Source organism: Hymenobacter sp. HSC-4F20, from assembly GCF_019599275.1.
Taxonomy (GTDB): Bacteria; Bacteroidota; Bacteroidia; order Cytophagales; family Hymenobacteraceae; genus Hymenobacter.
Map to the genome: position 1 here is coordinate 1077623 of NZ_JAHZTD010000002.1, position 18689 is coordinate 1096311.

The following is an 18689-nucleotide window of genomic DNA, read 5'->3' on the forward strand; positions in this document are numbered from 1 at the left end:
ACTCACTGGCTCTCTGCTAGTGCTCTATATGAAAGTAACCGAACACCTAGCCCGCGCCAACGGCAAAACGCTGTTTTCCTTCGAGGTGCTACCCCCCAAAAAGGGCGAGAACATCCAGAATCTGTTCTCGAACATTGAGCCCCTGATGGAGTTCAACCCGCCGTTTATCGACGTAACCTACCACCGCGAGGAGTACGTGTACCGCCAGCACCCCAACGGGTTTCTGGAGAAGAAAACCGTGCGCAAGCGGCCCGGCACGGTGGGCATCTGTGCGGCCATCAAAAACCGCTTCGATGTGGACACGGTGCCCCACCTGATCTGTGGAGGCTTCTCGAAAGAGGAAACCGAAAACGCCCTCATCGACCTGCACTTCCTGGGCATCGATAACGTGCTGGCCCTGCGCGGCGACCCCATCAAATCGGAAGGACATTTCAAGCCCGACCCCGATGGCCACGCCTACGCCGCCGACCTGATTGGGCAGGTAGCCAACCTCAACAAAGGCGAGTACCTGGACGAGGAGCAGGACGAAACCTGGGCCACCAACTTCTGCATCGGCACGGCGGGCTACCCCGAGAAGCACTTTGAGTCGCCGAACTACGGGGCCGACTTGCGCTACCTCAAGCACAAAGTAGACCGCGGCGCCGACTACATCGTGACCCAGATGTTTTTCGATAACGAGCAGTTTTTCAACTTCGAGAAACGCTGCCGGGAGGCGGGCATTACGGTGCCCATCATCCCCGGCCTCAAGCCCCTGACTACCAAAAGCCAGCTCACCATGCTACCCCGCGCCTTCTACCTCAACATTCCGGAGGAGCTGGCCGACGCCGTACACCACGCCCCCGATAACGCCGCGGCCCGCGAAATCGGCATTGAGTGGTGCATCAACCAAAGCAAGGAGCTGATGGCCCACGGCGTGCCGGTGCTGCACTACTACAGCATGGGCAAATCAGAAAGCATCCGGCGGGTAGCGGCGGCTTTGTTTTAAAGTGAGTGATTAAGTGAATGAGTGATTGAGTGAGTTTAACGTTCTGGCAGTCTGCGCCGTTAGAACGGGAACTCACTCACTCATTCGCTCATCCACTTGGACACCCTCGACGACTTGTTTGCGCGCCTTCAGGAGGCCACTGCTCCAACTGAAATCGAAGCGTTGCAAGATGGCATCTGGCAGATCTGGCTGACGGCCGGCCACCCCGTGCTCGACAAGCACCTGGAAACGGGGATGCGCGCCCTGGCCGCCGGCGACTACACGCTGGCTATTCAGCAGTTTACCTTACTCACGGAAGTCAGTCCCGACTACGCCGAGGGGTGGAACAAACGGGCCACGGCCTACTACCTACGCGGCGAGTACAACGCCTCCCTGCGCGACGTGCGCGAAACGTTGCGCCTCGAACCAAGGCATTTTGGAGCCCTATCCGGCTGGGCTACCATGCTTCGCATGCTCGGCGACGACCGGGGCGCCTTCCGGGTATTAAGCCGGCTGGAGAAAATCTGTCCGGCGTGGCCAGGCCTGCAAAATCAGCTCCGTGACCTGCGCGACCGGCTGGATGACCAGAACAGTTAAGCTACGGCAGCTGAAATGCCTTCCTACCCGATGACTTGGTGGGCTGAAAAGGAATTAGTAAATTTCCCGGACCAGGCTACGCGCACAGCAATTCCCCCCTGCTACGCTACGCCCTTTATTGTTTACCTAACAATACGCTGAAGGTCCCACCCGGTTGCCAACTGCCTGCAAGCAGCCACCAGCCATACTGGTATTTAACCAAGATTCATTTCTCTCAAACGCTTCCCGCCGGCCGGCTCCAGGCCAGGTGCGGCTGGCGTTTTTCCGCTCGCACACTTCCCACATTTCCCACCCTTATGTATTTCTATGAAACAACTGGTACTCTCCCTGCTGCTGCTCACCTGCGGAGTAGCACACGCCCAGAAACTGCGCAAATCAGAGCTGGAAAGCGGCCTGCTGGAAAAAGGCGAGAAAGTAGGCGTCTGGGAGTACTACGCGTACACCCGCGACGGTAGTCAGGTAGTCACCCAGAAGTACGACCACACGGCCAAGAAACTGGTGTTCAACCGGCCTTTTGATGACGTGCCCTACCCGGTACAGACCGCCGCCGGCGACTGGACACGGCAGCGCGTAACACACCCTATCTTCTTTATTGGGGGCGAGGCGGCCCTGGCTCAATACCTGACCAAGCTGAACTACCCCGCCGCGGCGCAGAGCAAGAACGTGCAAGGCCGGGTGGTCGTCTCCTTCGTGGTCGACACCCTGGGGCAGGCTTCCGGCCACCAAGTGCTGCTGGGCATTGGCTCCGGCTGCGACGAAGAAGCCCTGCGAGTAGCCCGCAGCATTCCGGCCCAGTGGATTCCGGCCCGCATTGGTAGCCGCGCCGTGGTTTCCAAGTACGAGATGCCCTTCACGTTCCGGATGCGCCCGCAGTAGCAAGGGAGTATACTTTTCAACTAAGTAGTGATAAAAGCGCCGCTTACCTCGTACAGGGGTAAGCGGCGCTGCTTCTGGGTCCTCTGGCTGGCGCAACTCGCAACAATCAATACCTTGCCGTTATGAAACCTCTTCGCTTACTTCTGCTGCCCGCCGTTGGGCTGCTGCTGACTGCCTGCGACACTACCCCGCGCGAGCGGCAGGAAATGGTAAAACAGGAAGCGCGCCGGCTGGATACCGTGGCCGACCGTGCCGCTGCCAAGCTGCGCGTGGCCGGGCGCCGCGCGGCCCGCTTCGACTCCACTTCCCGCGCCCGTAGCCGGGAGCCCCTGGACCAAGCCGCCGCGGCTACGTTTGCCAGCCAGCTGCTGGGCACCTACTCCGATATCGAAACCCTGACGCCCCAAACCATTGAGCCGGCCTTCGTGCAGTTTATGCAGCAGGTGCGCAGCCGCCGCCGCGAGTGGACCCAGCGCGACTGGGACTACGCCACGGCCATCAGCCGCCGCCTCAACGAGCGGTTCCGCGCCATTCGCCTCGATATCAAGGGCCGCGACGAGCTGCACATCCGGGCGCTGCAAACGGAGTTCACGGCTCTGGAAACCGGCCGCGATGTGAAAGACCTGGGCCAGGCTGTGAAACAGCCCTAGGCTGGCTACCCTCCTTCTAACTCCGGCCCCGCCCTTGTGGCGGGGCTTTTTGCTGTTCGCGGCGCCGACCGCCGGGCTCAGGACGGTGGCAACAAGAGCTGGCGGTTCTTCGTCTGTATCTCTCTACCTCTCCCTATGCTACCTTCTTCTGTTCTCCGCGCCTGCTGGGCTACCCTGGCAGTAGTGCTGCTGTCAGGTAGTGTTGCCCGGGCGCAGCGGGCCCGTCCTCCGCGCCCGCGGGCGGCAGTTGCTGCCCCGGTTATCACCACGGCGGAAACTGTGCCCGCCGCCGACCAGTGGTTGCAGCCGGGCGACCGGCTGCAGGTGCGCCTGACCGGCACGCCCGGACTACAGGGCTCTTTTCTGAAGGGCCAGCCCCTCACGGAACTGCTCCCGGCCCAGGCCCAGGGCCGGCGCGGGGTGTACCAGGGTACCTACGTGGTGCAACCCGGCGACACCCTGCACAACCGGCGCCTGGCCTTTCAGCTCCTGACGCCCGACAGCCTCGTGGCCACGGCCTTCAGCAAGAACACTGTGCGGTTTCTTTCTCCCAACGTACCCCAACTGGCCGTAACCCGTGGGGAACTGGCCTACCTGAACTACGGGCTGGGCGAAGACCGGCTGGGCGGAGCCAAGCTCGGCTACCTCGACTCGGCGGTAGTACTGCACCTAACGGGGCGGGTAGGCAACCAGTACCGGGTGCAGCTCGCGGCGGCCCATACAGCATGGGCGCCCCAGGAGGTAGTGCGCCTGCTGCCGCCGGGCGGTTTTGTTCCCACCTCCCTGACCGGCTCCTGGAGCGTGCAGGGCGATTCGCTCTACGACTACGTACGGGTGCCGCTTACCCAGCGCCTGCCTTACCGCTCCCAGCTGCACCTGCATCCTACCCGGCTGGTGGTCGACATCTTTGGGGCTACCTCGAACACTAACTGGATAACCCAGCGCGAGGGCCTGCGCGAGCTGGGCGACGTGAGCTACGAGCAGATTGAGCCCGACGTATTCCGGCTGGTGCTGCCATTACGCCACCGTCAGAGTTGGGGTTATCATATCGGCTACCGCGGCAACACGCTCGAAATCCGGGTGAAGCGGCCGCCCCGCACGCTTCGTCTACAGGGCCTGACCGTGGCTGTTGATGCGGGTCATGGTGGCACTAACGTGGGAGCCACCGGGGCCAGCGGGGCCCGGGAAAAGGACCTGACCCTGGCCATTGCCCAGCGCCTGCGCCGGGAACTGGAGCAGGCCGGTGCCCGCGTGGTGATGACGCGCGAAACTGATGCGACAGTGGACAATGGGGAGCGGGTGCTGCTGCTTCGTCGCCGCAACCCCGATCTGCTGGTTAGCATTCATGTCAACTCCGCCGCCAGCCCGGCCGCCCGGGGCACCAGCACCTACTACCGCTATGCGGCGTTCCGGCCGCTCTCGGTAGCCCTGTACGAACAGATGCGCGGTACGGGTCTGGCGGGGTTCGGCAACGTAGGCAGCTTCAACTTTGCCCTGAATGGCCCCACGGAGTACCCCAATGCCTTGGTGGAAACCGCTTTCATTTCCAACCCCGAGGAGGAGCACCGCCTCACCGAACCGGCGTTTCAGCAGCGCATGGCAGAAGCCATGCGTCGCGGACTAGAACGCTTCCTGAAGAACACAAAAGCCCGCGGGCCCCGGGGCTGGCTGCTGGGCCGAGCCGCCACTCAGTAAGTAAATCTGTCGGAGCCGACTTGCTGGCGTGTACCAACATCTGTTCTTCACGTATGACGGGTATTCTTGACGCGGTATTGACGGCGGGCTGAGCAGCAGACCTTTTTTCTGCTATAGCTTTTTAGCAAAAAATACTTGCTTCTCCCCTTAAAAAGCCTACGCAGCTCTTCTACCTTATTGGCTGCCAACTCGTACAGCTCAGCTGTACGCCGCGCAGCTGGTTGGTTGCCTGTTCTTTCACTCCCCCAAACACCCATTCACTCTATGGCAAACGCTTCGTTACTGGACCGTAGTCGCACTATTGCCGGGCCGGGCTACAACCGGTGGCTGGTTCCACCAGCCGCGCTGGCTATTCACCTCGCCATTGGGCAGGCCTACGCCTTCAGCGTGTTCAACAAACCGCTGGGCGCCCTTATCAGCGGCGACGTGAACAACCCCGCTCCCGCGGACTGGACCCCTACGCAAATCGGCATCACTTTCTCCATTGCCATTGTGTTGCTGGGCCTGTCGGCGGCGGTATTTGGCAAGTGGCTGGAACGAGTAGGGCCGCGCAAAGCTATGCTGGCCTCGGCCCTGTGCTTTGGGGGCGGGTTTCTGATTGCTTCCCTCGGGGTGCACCTGCACAGCATCTGGCTGGTGTACTTCGGTTATGGCTTCGTGGGTGGCATTGGGTTGGGCATCGGCTACATTTCGCCGGTGAGCACCCTGATTAAGTGGTTCCCCGACCGCAAAGGGGTAGCCACGGGTATGGCCATTATGGGCTTCGGCGGCGGGGCCATGATTGGCTCCCCGCTGGCGAATAACCTAATGGCCCATTTCAAGGACTCGGCTCCCCAGGGCGTAGCGCCTACCTTCATTGTAATGGGTCTGATTTACCTGGTGTTCATGCAGTTCGGCGTCTGGACCATTCGGGTGCCCGCCGACGACTGGAAGCCGGCCGGCTATGTGCCCAGCACGGAGCACAACGAGCTGATTACCACCGGCAACGTCTCGGCCGACAACGCCATTAAAACTCCGCAGTTCTGGCTGCTATGGGTGGTGCTGCTCACCAATGTAACTGCCGGCATCGGCGTGTTGGAAACGGCCTCGCCGCTGGTACAGGAAACCTTTTCGGAGGGGGCAATGGGCGCAGGCCGGGGCGTAACGGCCGCCGCCGCCGCCGGCTTTGTGGGCCTCATCAGCCTGTTCAACCTGCTGGGCCGCTTTTTCTGGTCGTCGGCGTCGGATAAGCTGGGCCGCAAAGTGACGTATGCCATCTACTTCGGCTTGGGCATTCTGCTTTACTCTCTTATCCCTACTCTGGGCCACAACCTGCAGCTTACTTTGTTTGTAATGGTAACCTGTCTGATTATCAGCATGTACGGTGGGGGCTTTGCCACCATCCCGGCCTACCTCTCTGATTTGTTTGGTAAGTACCAGGTGGGGGCCATTCACGGGCGTCTGCTCACGGCCTGGAGCACGGCGGGCGTGCTGGGCCCGCTGATTGTACACCTGTTGCATGAGCGCGCCAAAGAGCAGGGCCTGCAAGGCGCGGCGGCTTATCAGAACGTATTCTATACCATGGCCGGCGTACTGGTGCTGGGCCTGCTGGCTAACCTGGCCGTGCGCCCCGTGAAGGAAGAATACTACGAAAAAGGCCCGGTTACCATTGAAGCCGGCGGACACTAGGCGGCGGCTTTTCCATCTAAACTGTACCCTCCCTATGAGCACTCCCGTTAATTCATCTTCTTCCGCGGCTACCTCCGAGCCGGCTGCTACCGGAGGCTCGGCCGTTCTGGCCTGGCTCTACGTGGGCATTCCTCTGCTGTGGGGTGTTTCCCAAACCTTTATTAAGGCGCTGGCCCTGTTTAAGTAGGTATTGCGCTGTTGTTTTTTCATTTTCAGAAGCACCCAACCGGGTGCTTCTGTTGTTTCAGGTTCTGGGGTTTCATCTGCCCCCGCCTCTTGAGTATGCCCTCCGACTCCGCTTCCATCGTTCTACTTGATTCCTACCGGGATACCATTACCGCACACCTAGCCAAAAATCAGCTCGATGCGGCGGGCATCCCTTGCTTTCTGGGCAACGAGAACCGCCCCTACGGCCCAGTGCTGGGGGCAGTCCGGCTCTTTGTGCGCGCCGCTGATGTGGCGGCGGCGCGCGAGGTTCTGCAGGCCCAGCCCGCGCCCATGCACGCCATGCCCCCCGACGAGGAACCCGCCACCGGCCCGCGCTGTCCGCGCTGCCACCATACTGATGTGGTGTGCCGCCACCAGCCCCACCCCTCCGATAACCTGTTCGTGAAGCTGCGCCTCTGGCTACTGGCACCCGAAAAGCCGCAGTGCCACTGCTTTACCTGCGGGCTGGAGTTTGAGGGCGAGTAAGGTCAATCGGATGCAACCTTTGCACCCCTGAGCGGCTCTTCCTCAGGAAGAAAGCTCGTACTCCACCTCATCCTACCCCTATGAAACTCTCGAAAGCTCTCCTTAGCGCCGTGGTAGTTGGCCTGACCGTGCAGGCTACCGGGTGCACCACCAACGACCCTACCCCCAAAGGCGAGGACGGGAAGAAAACAGAGTCGGAGAGCAGCAAGACCCCGGCTAACTGCCCCGGCTGCGGGATGGGGTAGGCCATGAGCTCTGGCCTTCCTACCACCCCAGCCGAACCTGCTATTCTGGCTACGCTGGCCTGTAACCTCGACGTGGATATTCTATCGGCGGCCCTGCCCCTGCTGGCGGAGGGACGGGTAGAAGCCCTGGAATGGTCGTTCGACACGCTTTTTTGGGCCGAGCAGCTACCTGACTGGTTTTCGGAGTTACTCGGCACGTACAGCGCCGAAAACCGCCTGCTCGGGCACGGAGTGTATTTCTCCCTGCTTTCGGGCCGCTGGACGCCGGAGCAACAGCAGTGGCTGGAGCAGGTACGCCAGGTGGTAGCCCGCTACCCGCTGGTGCACCTCACCGAGCACTTCGGCTTTTTCACGGGTCAGAACTTCCACGCCGGCGCCCCGCTGCCCGTGCCCTACACGCCTGCTACCCTGCGCCTGGGCCGAGACCGGCTAAGCCGCCTTTACGAGGCCTGCCGTTGTCCGGTAGGCCTGGAAAACCTGGCCTTCGCCTACTCTCTGGAAGAAGTAAAGCGCCACGGCGAGTTTCTGGGCCGGCTGCTGGAACCTGTAAGCGGCTTCCTGATTCTGGATCTGCACAACCTCTACTGTCAGCTCCATAACTTTTCCGTGCCCTATGAGGAGCTTATCGGGCTGTACCCGCTGGAACAGGTGCGGGAAATTCATATTTCGGGTGGCAGCTGGGAAGACTCTGCGCTAACTCCGGGCCGCAAAATCCGGCGCGATACCCACGACGAGGCCGTGCCGGAGGACGTGTTTCAGCTGCTGGAACTGACTATCCCGCGGTGCCCACACCTGAAGTACGTGGTGTTGGAGCAGCTAGGCCCCAGCCTCCGGACGGAGGTAAGCCGGGCCCAGTTTCGCCACGATTTTGGCCGAATGGAGGCCATAGTGCAGCGCCTCCGCACCGGCCGCGCCGGTTACGCGGATCAGTTATTCCTCCCCCTGCACCCACCGCCGACCGGGCCGGCTTTTGAAGACGGGCAGCTCTACGCCCACCAGCAACATCTCTCCCACATCTTGGAAACGGCTCCGACGCTGGCGGAAGCCCAGCGCCTGCTGCACGCTTCCGCCCTGGCGTCTTCTGCCTGGAAGCTGGAGCAATGGGCGCCCCACATGCTGGAAACGGCCGTCAGTATTGCCCAGAAGTGGAAGCGCTAACCCCTGGAGCAAAGCGAAAAAGAGTACCCGCCCCAACGAGGTAGCTGCTGCAACGCAACTTGGCCAGCGTTTTACTTTCTAGCTTTAGTGCTACGCTCTACCTCCTATTCTTATCTGCGTTGTCCAGACCTTATCTTACCGGCTGGTTAGCCTGTATTTTGCTGGCAAGCACCGCGCCGCCCCTGCACGCACAGGCGCCCATCTCCCGCCCGCTTGCGGAACTACTTAATACCCACGAACCTGCCTGGGAGTTTGTAAGTCAATGGATTCGCGACGCGAAGAACACGGTGCAGGTGCTGCCCAAAACGCCCGCCCGGGCCGACAGCACCTTGCTGGCTGCCCAGGTAACTACCCGCTCGCCCTTGGGGGCTATTGTGTATGAAACCGGGGGGCTGCTGATTGACGAAGGCTGGCTGCGAGTGCTGGGCTCCGGCAGCCCGGCCCTGAACCGTACCCTGATGGGCTGGAACAAAGACAAGCCCGCTGGCCTGCTGCTGATTGCCGACGATGTGCTGGGTGGGTTCTATGCACTGAATGGGGGCGCCTTTGGGCCGGAAACTCTGGGCAAGGTTTTCTATTTCGCACCAGACAACCTGCGCTGGGAGCCTACCCACAAAACGTACTCGGAGTTTCTCCTCTTCTGCTTGTCAGGCGACTTGCCGGCGTATTATCGTAACCTTTACTGGAAGGGTTGGCAGCAGGAAGTCAGAGCATTATCCGGTAACCAGGGCATTATGTGCTACCCCTTCCTCTTCACCAAAGAGGGCAAAAACACAGGAAAGAATAAGCGCAGTGCCGTTCCGGTACAGGAGCTGTGGAGCTTCGGGCAAAGCATGCAGCAGCAGGTCAATGGCTCACGCTAAACACGTCGCCAGAGGGCGTTGGCAACGCTGCCTGATCTGTCTGCCTTGATTGCCGCTCCGTAGTCGGGCCGCCTAAGCCCAGCACTTCCTGTATGCGGGTTTCCTTGAACAGCCTGCGTCCGGGCTCAGAGCTGAGTAGCAGTAGCGCACTAACGAAATATTACTATTTATTCTCAAAGCATTCATCTGATAATAAGTATATAACACATCATGGATTAGCTACATTTGCTACTTTGTCACTGCGTGTATTTGTGCCCCATGACTGCTACTGCGTCGCTCAGTTTTTCTGATGATTCAGCTACTCCACCCACCGACGAGCAAGCGTGGCGTAGCTGGGCCGAAAACCGCATAGCCAGCTTGGAACAGGCGCTGGCTGCTGCTCAGGCTCAGTTAGCAAGCCGCCCGGCCGCCGAAACCAGCCCGAGCGCACAACAGGATTTTTACGAAACCATTCTACAGCAGCTGCCCGTGGAAGTGGCCGTGTTCGACGCCGAGCACCGCTACCGCTTCGTTAATGCGAATGGTATCCTGGACGCCGCCACCCGCAGTTGGGTTATCGGCCACGACGACTTCGCGTATTGCACACACTTTCAGCGCCCGCAGGAGCTGGCTGTGCAACGCCGCCAGTGCTTCGAGCAGGCTGTGCAACGCCGCACCTCCGTTATGTGGGAGGAGGTGCAGCAAACCGACGCCGGACCGCAGCACATGCGGCGTCATTTCCTACCTGTATTCGCCCCCGATGGCTCCCTGCACATGATGGTGGGCATGGGTGTCAACATCACGGAGCGCCGAGAGGTGGAAAAGCAGCTGGCCGACCAGCGGGCCTTCTACGAGTTTGTGCTGGACCAGCTGCCCTGCGACGTAGGCGTTTTCGACGATAAATTCCGCTACCTATTCGTGAATGCCAGTGGCATCAAGGACCCGGAAATGCGCCGCTGGATTATCGGCAAGGACAACTTCGACTATTTCTCCCGCACCAACTACCCGGCGTCCATGGCCCAGGAGCGGCACGCCCAGCTGGAGCAGGTAGCCCGGGAGCGGCGCCTGGTAACCTACGAGGAAACGTTTCTGCGGCCTGACGGCGACCGGCACCAGTACCGCTGTCTGCAACCTGTTTTTCACCCCGATGGATCCCTGCACATGATTCTGGGCTACGGCCTGGATGTGACAGAGCGCGTAGCCACGGAACGGGCGTTGCGCCACGCCAAGCTGGCCGCCGAGTCGGCGGTGCGGGCCCGGGAGCTATTTCTGGCCAACATGAGCCACGAAATCCGCACGCCCATGAACGCCATTCTGGGCATGAGCCAGCTGCTGGCCAAAACGGAGCTTACGCCTACCCAAACCAGCTACCAACAGGCCATTACCACCTCCGCCGACAACCTGCTGGTCATCATCAACGACATTCTGGACCTCTCCAAGCTAGAGGCAGGCAAGATGACCCTGGAGCAGGTCGGCTTCGAGCCGGCCCAGCTGCTGACCCAGGTAAAGCAAACCCTGCACTACAAAGCGGAGGAAAAAGGGTTGTGTCTGCGTATTGAGGCGGCGCCAGACCTCCCCGCCGTGCTCCTCGGCGACCCGTACCGCATTACCCAGGTGCTGCTCAACCTGGCCGGCAACGCCATCAAGTTCACCGAGAAAGGGCAGGTAATCATTTCCTGCGAAGTAGTGCCGGCCCCGGATGCGCCTGCTGGCGCAGTAGATGTTCTCTTTCGGGTGTCGGATACGGGCGTGGGCATTGAGCCGGAGTTTTTGGCCCACATCTTCCAGGAGTTCAGCCAGGAGGATGCCTCTGTGACGCGCAAGTTTGGGGGTACGGGCCTGGGTCTGCCCATCTGCCGCAACCTGGTCAAGCTCATGGGCGGCGACATGCAGCTGGAAAGCGAAAAGCACCGGGGCACGGTTACGCAGTTTACCCTGCGCCTACCCACCGGCACCGAGCAGGACCTGCTGCCCCAGGTGCTGCTCACCGAGGATAGCCCCCTGCGCCAGCACCTGCGCCACAAGCACGTGCTGCTAGTAGAAGACAACCGCTTCAACCGTCAGATTGCCAAGACGTTTCTGCAGCAGGCGCAGGTGCAGGTAACGGAAGCCGAGCACGGTGAACAGGCCGTAGCCCTGGCCCAGGAACAGGCTTTTGACCTGATTCTGATGGATATTCAGATGCCCGTTCTCGATGGCTACGGAGCTACGGCAGCACTGCGCCAGCAGCTGCGGCTGACTACGCCCATCGTGGCCCTTACGGCTAATGCCATCAAAGGAGAGCGGGAAAAGTGCTTGGCGGCAGGCATGAACGGGTACCTGGCCAAGCCTTTTCAGGAGGCCGAGCTGCTCCAGGTAGTAAGTGAATGGGTAGTACCCCAGGCCAGAGCCGCCGTACCAGCGGCCCCCATGCCGGCCGCAGCCTCTGCCCTGTATGAAGTAGATGAGCTGCTGGCCGTAGGCCAGGGCGACCAAAGCTTCGTGACGTTTATGCTGGAAACCTTTGTGGAAAGCAGCGAGGAGTTGCTGCAAGAGCTAACCCAGGGACTACAGGCACAGAGTGTAGCCCGGCTGAAAAATGCGGCGCATACCCTCAGGCCCAGCCTGGCCCACCTACGGGTGCGGCACCTGCTGCCCATAGTCACGGAGCTTGACCAGTGGCAGGGGGAGTTTCAGCCGGAAGCCTTGGCGGCGCTGGTAGCTACCATTACGGAGCAGCTGGCAGAGGTTATGCAGCAAATCAAGAACGACTTAGCCGCCGCTACTCCCATGCCTGCCACCTGAGGGCCGCCCAGCTGTGCGGCAGTATTCTACACGGAAGGTCGTGCCCAGCTATTATCTACCGCTACCCCGCCGAAGCTTCTAGCATTTACCCGGGGGCCTTCCGCGCCCAGCAGCAGCACCCGCGGTAGCAGCCTGCTACCGAAACCGCCACGCAGGCAGCACCGAGCCAGCCGGGAACTGCTCCGGTTCCGGGGGGAGTTCCAGAAAGCCCGCCGACGTGAGCAGGCTGGCCATGTCGCCGGAGCCCCCGGCCCGCTCGGGGGTAGCCAGCAGGCGGCCATCAGGTCCTGGTTCCAGGCTTATAAGCAGGAAGTGGGTGAGGCGGGGGCGGAACTGCACGTCTTCGGTGAGTACCGCTGAAACGGGGTTGCCATGCGAGGCAGAAGCTCCGGCCAGGGCCGTTTCGCCAAGTTCGGGTTGCTGCACGGCTAGCAGCCAGGGCCGGGCATAGCGGTAGAAGTTCACGAACGTTGAAACGGGGTTACCGGGTAGAGCAAACACTACCGCGCCGCCCGGCTGCTGCCCGAACCAGAACGGCTTGCCGGGCCGCTGCTGCACCTCATGAAAAATCTGCTCTACGCCTACTTCCCGCAGAATTTCGGGCAGGAAATCGGCTTTGCCTTTGGATACTCCCCCACTCAGAATAACGGCATCGTAGCCTTCCAACAGGGTAGGCAGACCTTGGCGCAGGGCGGCAGGGTCATCGTTGAAGTGGAAGGCCTCGGCCTCAGCGCCAGCCTGCCAGGCAGCGGCTTGCAGCATCAGGGCATTGGAACGGCGAATCTGGTGGGCGGCGGGCTGCTGGGTGATGGGCACCAGCTCGTCGCCGGTACTCACTACCGCTACCCGTGGGCGGCGCGTAACGGCCACGGTAGCGGCCCCAACGGTAGCGGCCACGGCCACCTCGGCGGGCTCCAGACGGGTGCCGGCGGGCACCAGCAAGTCGTCCTGGCGGCGGTCGGCGGCGCGGGCGTGCACGTTGTGACCGCGGCGCGGGGGTAGGGCCTGCACCGTAGCGTAGCGACGGCCGGCTTCCTCGGTGCGAAAGGCTAGGTCCTCGTAGCGAATAACCGTATCAACACCTTCGGGTAGGGCCGCGCCGGTCATGATTTCCACGGCGGCTTCGGGGTTTTGCAGGGGGGTAGGCAGCTGCCCCGCAAACTGAGTGCTTTCGATAAGAAACTCCGTCTGACCACTTTCCAGCGCCTCGAACCGCAACGCAATGCCATCCATGGCTACCCGGTTAAAGGGCGGAAAGTCCCGGTCGGCGCGCAAGTCTTCACGCAGGATTCGGCCCGCCGCCAGGGGTAGCGACAGGTACTCCACGGACAGCGGACGGATGGTGGTGGCAACGAGGCGGGTGGCTTCTTCGACGGATATCATAGAAGGAAATAGAACGGAAGTAGAGACGCATCTTTGCGTCTTGGCGTTAGGGCAACAGGCAGGCGGAAGCAGAGCCAAGTACCAGCTAGATTCTTCCTGCGCCGGCAAAACCATAGCCGCAGCAGAAAAGCAAAGTACCGGGCTTGCCGGTTTGTTTACCACTCGCAACGACTAAGCGCAAAGATGCGTCTCTACAGCTACTATGTCTGACTCTCCCAAACTCACCCACCTCAACGCCGCCGGTCAGCCGGCCATGGTTGATGTGGGCCAGAAAACGCCTACCCGCCGCGTGGCCCGGGCCCGCAGCCGTGTCATCCTTGGTCCCGACATTATGGCCCTGGTGAAAGAAGGCGACCTGCCTACCCGCAAAGGCCCTGTGTTCCAAACCGCTATTCTAGCGGGTATTATGGGCGCCAAGCGTACTTCCGAGCTGATTCCACTCTGCCACCCGCTCGGCCTCGACGACTGCCAGGTACGCATTGAGGTGGATGGCGAAGACGCCGTGCTGATAGAGTGCACGGCCACGGTAACCGGCAAAACCGGCGTGGAAATGGAGGCTCTCACGGGTGCTTCGGTGGCCGCCCTCACCATATACGACATGTGTAAGGCCCTGTCACACAACATTATCATTCAGGAAACCCGCCTGCTAGAGAAAACCGGCGGCAAACAGGATTTTCATCATGTCGGATAACCACGCTGCCCCTACCCCCGCACCCCGCGCCAAGCATGCCCAGCTGGCCCGCCCCGACCTGGGCGAGTTCGGCCGCCACGAGCTGGCCATTCTGGGCGCGCCCTGCGGCAAAATAAAGGAGCTGACGGGCCGGCTGCTTCCGCTGCTTTCTGCTGCGTTGCGGGTGGCCTACGTGGATGCCGACCACGCCGCCGGCGACGACGCGGCACAAGGGGGCAGCGGGGGCCAGGATGCCATTCTGCAAGCTGGCGCCACCGCGGAGCTGACCGACAAAATCACGTTTACGCGGCTGGATGTAAAGCGTGGCCTGGATAAGTTTAGTCAGCAGGAATTGCTGCAGCACCAAAGCCTGATGCTGGTGAACGGCAACCACTTCCGGGCCCGCCAGCAGCTTGTGATTCTGGACCCGGCCAAGCCCGTGGAGAAAAAGCTGGACCGCCTCACCGACGTACGCGCTTTGCTGCTACCCGAGGGGGTAACCGAAGTACCTGCCTACCTGCGTGCCCACCTCGGGGAAGCCAACGTACCCATCCTACCCCTCCACGACACCGAAACGATAGCCGAGCTACTGCTGCGGGAGTGGCATGCTGCCGCGCCACCGTTGCGGGGCCTGGTGCTGGCCGGGGGCCGCAGCCAGCGCATGGGCCAGGATAAGGGCAAGTTAACTTACCACAACGGCCAGGAGCAGCGCGCCCGGGCCGCCGAGCTGCTGGCTGGCTTTTGCCAAGACGTGCACGTTTCCTGCCGCCCCGACCAGGTAGTGGAGCTGGAATACGCCGGCCTACGCCCCCTGCCCGATACGTTTGCCGACCTGGGCCCACTGAGTGGTTTGCTTTCCGCTTTCCGCCTCGACCCAAATGCGGCCTGGCTGGTAGTAGCCTGCGACCTGCCTTTTCTCTCGGAGACTACCCTGCGCCACTTGGTGGAGAACCGGCAGCCCGGCAAAATGGCTACCGCCTTCCAAAGCCCGGAAAACGAGTGGCCCGAGCCGCTTATTACCGTCTGGGAGCCCAACAGCTACGCTACCCTTTTGCGCTTCCTGAGCCTCGGCTACAGTTGCCCGCGTAAGTCCCTCATCAACTCCGACATTGAGCTGCTACCCCCACCCGCGCCCGAAGAACTGCGCAACGTAAATACCCCACAGGAAGCGGAACAGGCTCGACAGGAGTTAAGCTGAGCACTTAGCGTACCTATCAGTTCCTGTCATCCTGAGCGGAAGCGAAGAGCTTCTACTAGCTTCGTTAGGTAGTAAAGCAACGAAGCGGTAGAGGCCCTTCGCTTCCGCTCAGAATGTCAAAAGAGAAAGGCACACTATAGCTGGCAACTACGGGTGAGCGGCTACCCACACGTCACCATCTTCGTAAAACTCCTTTTTCCAGATAGTTACTACCTGCTTGAGAGTGTCGATGATGTACTGGCAGGCAGCAAAGCTTTCGGCCCGGTGTGGGGTAGACACGGCCACTACCACGGCTACGTCGCCGATGTAGAGGGTGCCTTTGCGGTGAATGACGGTAACTTTCTTCAGCATGGGCCATTGCTCCACGGCCTGCTCGGCCACTTTGCGGAGCTGGTGCAGGGCCATGCTGTCGTAGGCTTCGTACTCCAGGCGCACCACGGGGCGCCCGGTGCTTTTGTTGCGCACCGCGCCAATGAATGTGTTGATAGCGCCGGCCCCATCATCTTCCACCGTGCGCAGGGTAGCAGCTACGTCAATGGGCTGGTCGATCAGGTCAATATGAATCAAAGGAATAGAGCAATGAGGTGAAGGGGTACGGGTAGCACGATGATTCTTCTCGCTACTACCCCCCACTTACGGGTGGAATCAGGGCAATTTCGTCGCGCTCCGAGAGGGTAGTGTCGTCCTCAGCGTACTCGTTATTCACGGCTACGGCCAGGCTGGAAAGGCGGCTCAGGGCCGGATACTGCTCCCGCAGGCCCGCCAGTAGCGTCTGCACCGACTGGCCTTCGGGTGCCGAAACCTCCAGCGAGGGCTGGCCCACGATTTCGCGGGCAATGCCAAACAAAGCAATTTTCAAGTTCATTGGTTATCTAGATGTCGTACACGGGTGAGGGTCTGAAACCAAGTCGGCTTCGTACACCAGGCCTTCACCCGAACGGAAAAGTCTGATTTACGTTGTTTGTTTCACGGCTTCACCTGAAGTCCTGTGTTTTCTTCTCTCTGAGTATGTCCGCTGCTGTACCGTCTGTTTTGTTTGATAACCACGGCCGCCCGCTGGAATACCTGCGGCTGGCCGTTACGGACCGCTGCAATTTGCGCTGCTTTTACTGCATGCCCGAAGAAGGCATCCAGTACTTGCCTAAGCAACAGCTGCTGACCTACGAGGAGATGGAGCGGCTGGTAGCCATTATGGCCGGGCTGGGGGTTCGCAAAGTACGCCTGACGGGCGGGGAGCCTTTCGTGCGCCGCGACCTGGTGCCTTTCATGAGCCGCCTCAGCGAAATTCCGGGCATCGAGGAGCTGACCATGACCACCAACGGCGTGCTCACGGCGCCCCACGTGCCAGAGCTGGCCCGCATGGGCGTGAAGGCTGTGAACCTCAGCCTCGATACCATGGACCGGGCCCGTTTCGCCAGCATTACCCGCCGCGACGAGCTGCCCCGCGTCATGGACACGTTTTATGCGTTGCTAGCGGCTGGCATTCGGGTGAAAATCAACGCGGTGGTAATGGATGGCCAGAATACCCAGGATATTTTGCCCCTGGCCGAGCTGACCCGCGACCTGCCCGTGGATGTGCGCTTTATTGAGGAAATGCCCTTCAACGGGGGCAGTCACGCCGCTACCCTCCCCTGGAACCATACCCGCATCCGGGAGCATCTGGAGCTGAACCTGGGCACCCTAACGCCGGCAGCCACCCGCCCCGGCGACACAGCCTCGCACTACACCGTAGCGGGTCACCAAGGTAGGCTGGGTATTATTGCGGCGTACTCGCGCACCTTCTGCGGCACCTGCAACCGCATCCGCCTCACGGCCGAGGGCGGCCTCAAAACCTGCCTCTACGACCAGGGCGTGCTCGACATCCGGGCCTTGCTGCGCGGCGGCGCTTCCGACGCCGACATCGTGGCGGCCCTTACCTCCGCTTTCCGCAACCGCGCCGCCAACGGCTTCGAGGCCGAGCGCCAGCGTCCTCTGCACCAGCTCAGCTTCGAGTCTATGAGCACGATTGGGGGGTAGGATGTTATCTAGGGTTTAATAGCTTGCCGGTAGCGTTTAATTGTCTGAAACTGCTGTGCTCTATGCCTCGATTACTCATAGTGGGTGGGGTACTTATCTTTTGTCTGACAGCTCGTGCCCAGGAGGTGCCGATACCGGCCCCTTATACCCAGTATGCAGAGTTGATTACTGCATTCAGACAGCAACCGTGGCTCGGCAACTTTACCACGAAGCTGCCAGTGCTATTTGCCCCCAGGCAATACTCAGACCGATTAGATACGTACCGCGAACCTGTGCTCAAGCTTAGCGCAATTCCCAGCCGCCTAAGCAAACAACAAGTGCTCTTGCAGCGCCCGCCCGGGAGCACAGGCTACCCCGTTGGCCCATCAGTAATACTAGGGGAGCATTTAATTGCTTTGTTTTCCTCCGGCCGGTTTGGCTGTTATCGACTGACTGATTTCAGCCGTAACCCCCGGTTGGAAGAGCAGTTAAACATACGCTCCTGGCAATATCAATGGCTGCTCGAAGGCAAGCTGGTAGCCAAAGCAGGAAGTCAACTCTGGCAATTTCAGCCCGATGGTCAGTGGCAGCCCTACACCTCTACGCTACCTATGGGCATGCGCCCAGTTTTGTATGCTGATAACCAATACTTAGTATATGGCAGCTGCATGGGCGAGTTTGGAGGGCAGGTATCATTTTATGACCAAACCACAAGGGTTACTAGCGTAGTAGAAGCTACCTGCCCTAATGCCGTATGGCGCACTGCAACCGGACAATTTGCTATTTCCACGTCGCTAGCTCATATGGCAGGCTCAAGTGGTTTGCAGTATCTAACCAACCCTAAAACGCTGCCTTCATTCAGATTAAATGGAAAACAAACGGAACATATAGCGGCTGAAGCGCCGGCGTTGGATACCACTGGGCAAGTGCCGGGCTTTCAGTATGCAGGGATACTACTCCAGAAGGCCGGCACATGGCAGGGCCAGTCCCAGTTCCTATATCACTCGCTTGGAGGAACCGTATTAGCTGTACCGCAACAGGATACACTCCTGATTGTGGACCCACTATTCAACACCAACCTTCGGCGAAACTACGTTGCAGTAACGCACTCATACGGACCAGTAGAACTGGTTAGCTTCACAGATCCATTCACGGCCCGCGCGCCTGAAATAGCCGCTTTGCTGATTGGTGATAATAAGCTTACGTTGCTAGAGTGGAAAGTGAAGAAGCCCAAAACAATTAACAGAGGTCATTAGAAGCCTTTTCAACTC

Annotated in this window: 19 protein-coding genes; 16 read left to right on the top strand and 3 right to left on the bottom strand. The window is 60.5% G+C overall.

Going from position 1 to position 18689, the window contains the following annotated elements:
* The first annotated feature begins 28 nt into the window (after positions 1-28).
* The 12 genes from metF to K3G63_RS14485 all read left to right on the top strand — a co-directional run bounded on the left by metF (position 29) and on the right by K3G63_RS14485 (position 12172).
* Entirely contained in the window at positions 29-985 is a 957-nt protein-coding gene (metF, locus tag K3G63_RS14430; RefSeq protein ID WP_220614788.1) for a methylenetetrahydrofolate reductase [NAD(P)H], read from the top strand.
* A gap of 96 nt (positions 986-1081) precedes the next feature.
* Positions 1082-1561, top strand: coding sequence for a hypothetical protein (locus K3G63_RS14435; RefSeq protein ID WP_220614789.1), 480 nt, complete (start codon positions 1082-1084; stop codon positions 1559-1561).
* Positions 1562-1867: 306 nt separating this feature from the next.
* A complete protein-coding gene (locus K3G63_RS14440) occupies positions 1868-2437 on the top strand; it encodes an energy transducer TonB (RefSeq protein WP_220614790.1) in 570 nt (189 codons plus the stop codon).
* 122 nt (positions 2438-2559) lie between these two features.
* The gene (locus K3G63_RS14445; RefSeq protein ID WP_220614791.1) at positions 2560-3087 is read left to right on the top strand and encodes a hypothetical protein; all 528 of its coding nucleotides are present in this window, start codon (positions 2560-2562) and stop codon (positions 3085-3087) included.
* Positions 3088-3222: 135 nt separating this feature from the next.
* Positions 3223-4782, top strand: a complete 1560-nt coding sequence (locus K3G63_RS14450; RefSeq protein WP_220614792.1) for an N-acetylmuramoyl-L-alanine amidase — start codon at positions 3223-3225, stop codon at positions 4780-4782.
* A 264-nt stretch (positions 4783-5046) separates the two neighbouring features.
* Positions 5047-6450 (top strand): OFA family MFS transporter, encoded by a 1404-nt coding sequence (locus K3G63_RS14455; RefSeq protein WP_220614793.1) that lies wholly within the window; start codon positions 5047-5049, stop codon positions 6448-6450.
* A 34-nt stretch (positions 6451-6484) separates the two neighbouring features.
* The gene (locus K3G63_RS14460; RefSeq protein WP_220614794.1) at positions 6485-6637 is read left to right on the top strand and encodes a hypothetical protein; all 153 of its coding nucleotides are present in this window, start codon (positions 6485-6487) and stop codon (positions 6635-6637) included.
* Positions 6638-6732: 95 nt separating this feature from the next.
* Entirely contained in the window at positions 6733-7143 is a 411-nt protein-coding gene (locus K3G63_RS14465; protein ID WP_220614795.1) for a putative signal transducing protein, read from the top strand.
* An 80-nt stretch (positions 7144-7223) separates the two neighbouring features.
* Complete coding sequence (locus K3G63_RS14470) at positions 7224-7388, top strand: hypothetical protein (protein WP_220614796.1); 165 nt, start codon at positions 7224-7226, stop codon at positions 7386-7388.
* Between the two features lie 3 nt (positions 7389-7391).
* Entirely contained in the window at positions 7392-8546 is a 1155-nt protein-coding gene (locus K3G63_RS14475; RefSeq protein WP_220614797.1) for a DUF692 family multinuclear iron-containing protein, read from the top strand.
* Positions 8547-8665: 119 nt separating this feature from the next.
* On the top strand, positions 8666-9409 hold the full coding sequence (locus tag K3G63_RS14480) for a DUF2625 family protein (RefSeq protein WP_220614798.1): 744 nt from the start codon (positions 8666-8668) through the stop codon (positions 9407-9409).
* Positions 9410-9667: 258 nt separating this feature from the next.
* Complete coding sequence (locus K3G63_RS14485) at positions 9668-12172, top strand: response regulator (protein WP_220614799.1); 2505 nt, start codon at positions 9668-9670, stop codon at positions 12170-12172.
* Between the two features lie 135 nt (positions 12173-12307).
* Here the strand turns inward: K3G63_RS14485 and K3G63_RS14490 are convergent, their stop codons facing one another.
* Positions 12308-13555: a molybdopterin molybdotransferase MoeA gene (locus tag K3G63_RS14490; RefSeq protein ID WP_220614800.1), complete on the bottom strand. Its 1248-nt coding sequence runs from the start codon at positions 13553-13555 to the stop codon at positions 12308-12310.
* Positions 13556-13757: 202 nt separating this feature from the next.
* Between K3G63_RS14490 and moaC the strand changes: the two genes are divergently transcribed.
* Both moaC and K3G63_RS14500 read left to right on the top strand, forming a co-directional pair.
* Entirely contained in the window at positions 13758-14246 is a 489-nt protein-coding gene (gene moaC / locus K3G63_RS14495; protein ID WP_220614801.1) for a cyclic pyranopterin monophosphate synthase MoaC, read from the top strand.
* Positions 14236-15423, top strand: coding sequence for an NTP transferase domain-containing protein (locus K3G63_RS14500; RefSeq protein ID WP_220614802.1), 1188 nt, complete (start codon positions 14236-14238; stop codon positions 15421-15423). Before moaC ends, K3G63_RS14500 begins: the two co-directional genes overlap by 11 nt.
* Positions 15424-15570: 147 nt before the next feature.
* Here the strand turns inward: K3G63_RS14500 and K3G63_RS14505 are convergent, their stop codons facing one another.
* Together K3G63_RS14505 and moaD are read right to left on the bottom strand one after the other, a co-directional pair.
* Entirely contained in the window at positions 15571-15990 is a 420-nt protein-coding gene (locus K3G63_RS14505) for a molybdenum cofactor biosynthesis protein MoaE (RefSeq protein WP_220614803.1), read from the bottom strand.
* A gap of 55 nt (positions 15991-16045) precedes the next feature.
* On the bottom strand, positions 16046-16288 hold the full coding sequence (gene moaD, locus K3G63_RS14510; RefSeq protein ID WP_220614804.1) for a molybdopterin converting factor subunit 1: 243 nt from the start codon (positions 16286-16288) through the stop codon (positions 16046-16048).
* A 143-nt stretch (positions 16289-16431) separates the two neighbouring features.
* Between moaD and moaA the strand changes: the two genes are divergently transcribed.
* A complete protein-coding gene (moaA, locus tag K3G63_RS14515) occupies positions 16432-17439 on the top strand; it encodes a GTP 3',8-cyclase MoaA (protein ID WP_220614805.1) in 1008 nt (335 codons plus the stop codon).
* A 62-nt stretch (positions 17440-17501) separates the two neighbouring features.
* Positions 17502-18674, top strand: a complete 1173-nt coding sequence (locus K3G63_RS14520) for a hypothetical protein (RefSeq protein WP_220614806.1) — start codon at positions 17502-17504, stop codon at positions 18672-18674.
* Positions 18675-18689 lie beyond the last annotated feature (15 nt).

Excerpts from the sequence above, each read along its gene's own strand:
- K3G63_RS14455 (WP_220614793.1), top strand. The coding sequence starts at position 5,047 with ATGGCAAACGCTTCGTTACTGGACCGTAGTCGCACTATTGCCGGGCCG.
- K3G63_RS14445 (WP_220614791.1), top strand. The coding sequence starts at position 2,560 with ATGAAACCTCTTCGCTTACTTCTGCTGCCCGCCGTTGGGCTGCTGCTG.
- K3G63_RS14475 (WP_220614797.1), top strand. The coding sequence starts at position 7,392 with ATGAGCTCTGGCCTTCCTACCACCCCAGCCGAACCTGCTATTCTGGCT.
- K3G63_RS14460 (WP_220614794.1), top strand. The coding sequence starts at position 6,485 with ATGAGCACTCCCGTTAATTCATCTTCTTCCGCGGCTACCTCCGAGCCG.
- moaA (WP_220614805.1), top strand. The coding sequence starts at position 16,432 with ATGTCCGCTGCTGTACCGTCTGTTTTGTTTGATAACCACGGCCGCCCG.
- K3G63_RS14440 (WP_220614790.1), top strand. The coding sequence starts at position 1,868 with ATGAAACAACTGGTACTCTCCCTGCTGCTGCTCACCTGCGGAGTAGCA.
- metF (WP_220614788.1), top strand. The coding sequence starts at position 29 with ATGAAAGTAACCGAACACCTAGCCCGCGCCAACGGCAAAACGCTGTTT.
- K3G63_RS14465 (WP_220614795.1), top strand. The coding sequence starts at position 6,733 with ATGCCCTCCGACTCCGCTTCCATCGTTCTACTTGATTCCTACCGGGAT.
- K3G63_RS14500 (WP_220614802.1), top strand. The coding sequence starts at position 14,236 with ATGTCGGATAACCACGCTGCCCCTACCCCCGCACCCCGCGCCAAGCAT.
- moaD (WP_220614804.1), bottom strand. The coding sequence starts at position 16,288 with ATGAACTTGAAAATTGCTTTGTTTGGCATTGCCCGCGAAATCGTGGGC.
- K3G63_RS14520 (WP_220614806.1), top strand. The coding sequence starts at position 17,502 with ATGCCTCGATTACTCATAGTGGGTGGGGTACTTATCTTTTGTCTGACA.
- moaC (WP_220614801.1), top strand. The coding sequence starts at position 13,758 with ATGTCTGACTCTCCCAAACTCACCCACCTCAACGCCGCCGGTCAGCCG.
- K3G63_RS14490 (WP_220614800.1), bottom strand. The coding sequence starts at position 13,555 with ATGATATCCGTCGAAGAAGCCACCCGCCTCGTTGCCACCACCATCCGT.
- K3G63_RS14470 (WP_220614796.1), top strand. The coding sequence starts at position 7,224 with ATGAAACTCTCGAAAGCTCTCCTTAGCGCCGTGGTAGTTGGCCTGACC.
- K3G63_RS14485 (WP_220614799.1), top strand. The coding sequence starts at position 9,668 with ATGACTGCTACTGCGTCGCTCAGTTTTTCTGATGATTCAGCTACTCCA.
- K3G63_RS14450 (WP_220614792.1), top strand. The coding sequence starts at position 3,223 with ATGCTACCTTCTTCTGTTCTCCGCGCCTGCTGGGCTACCCTGGCAGTA.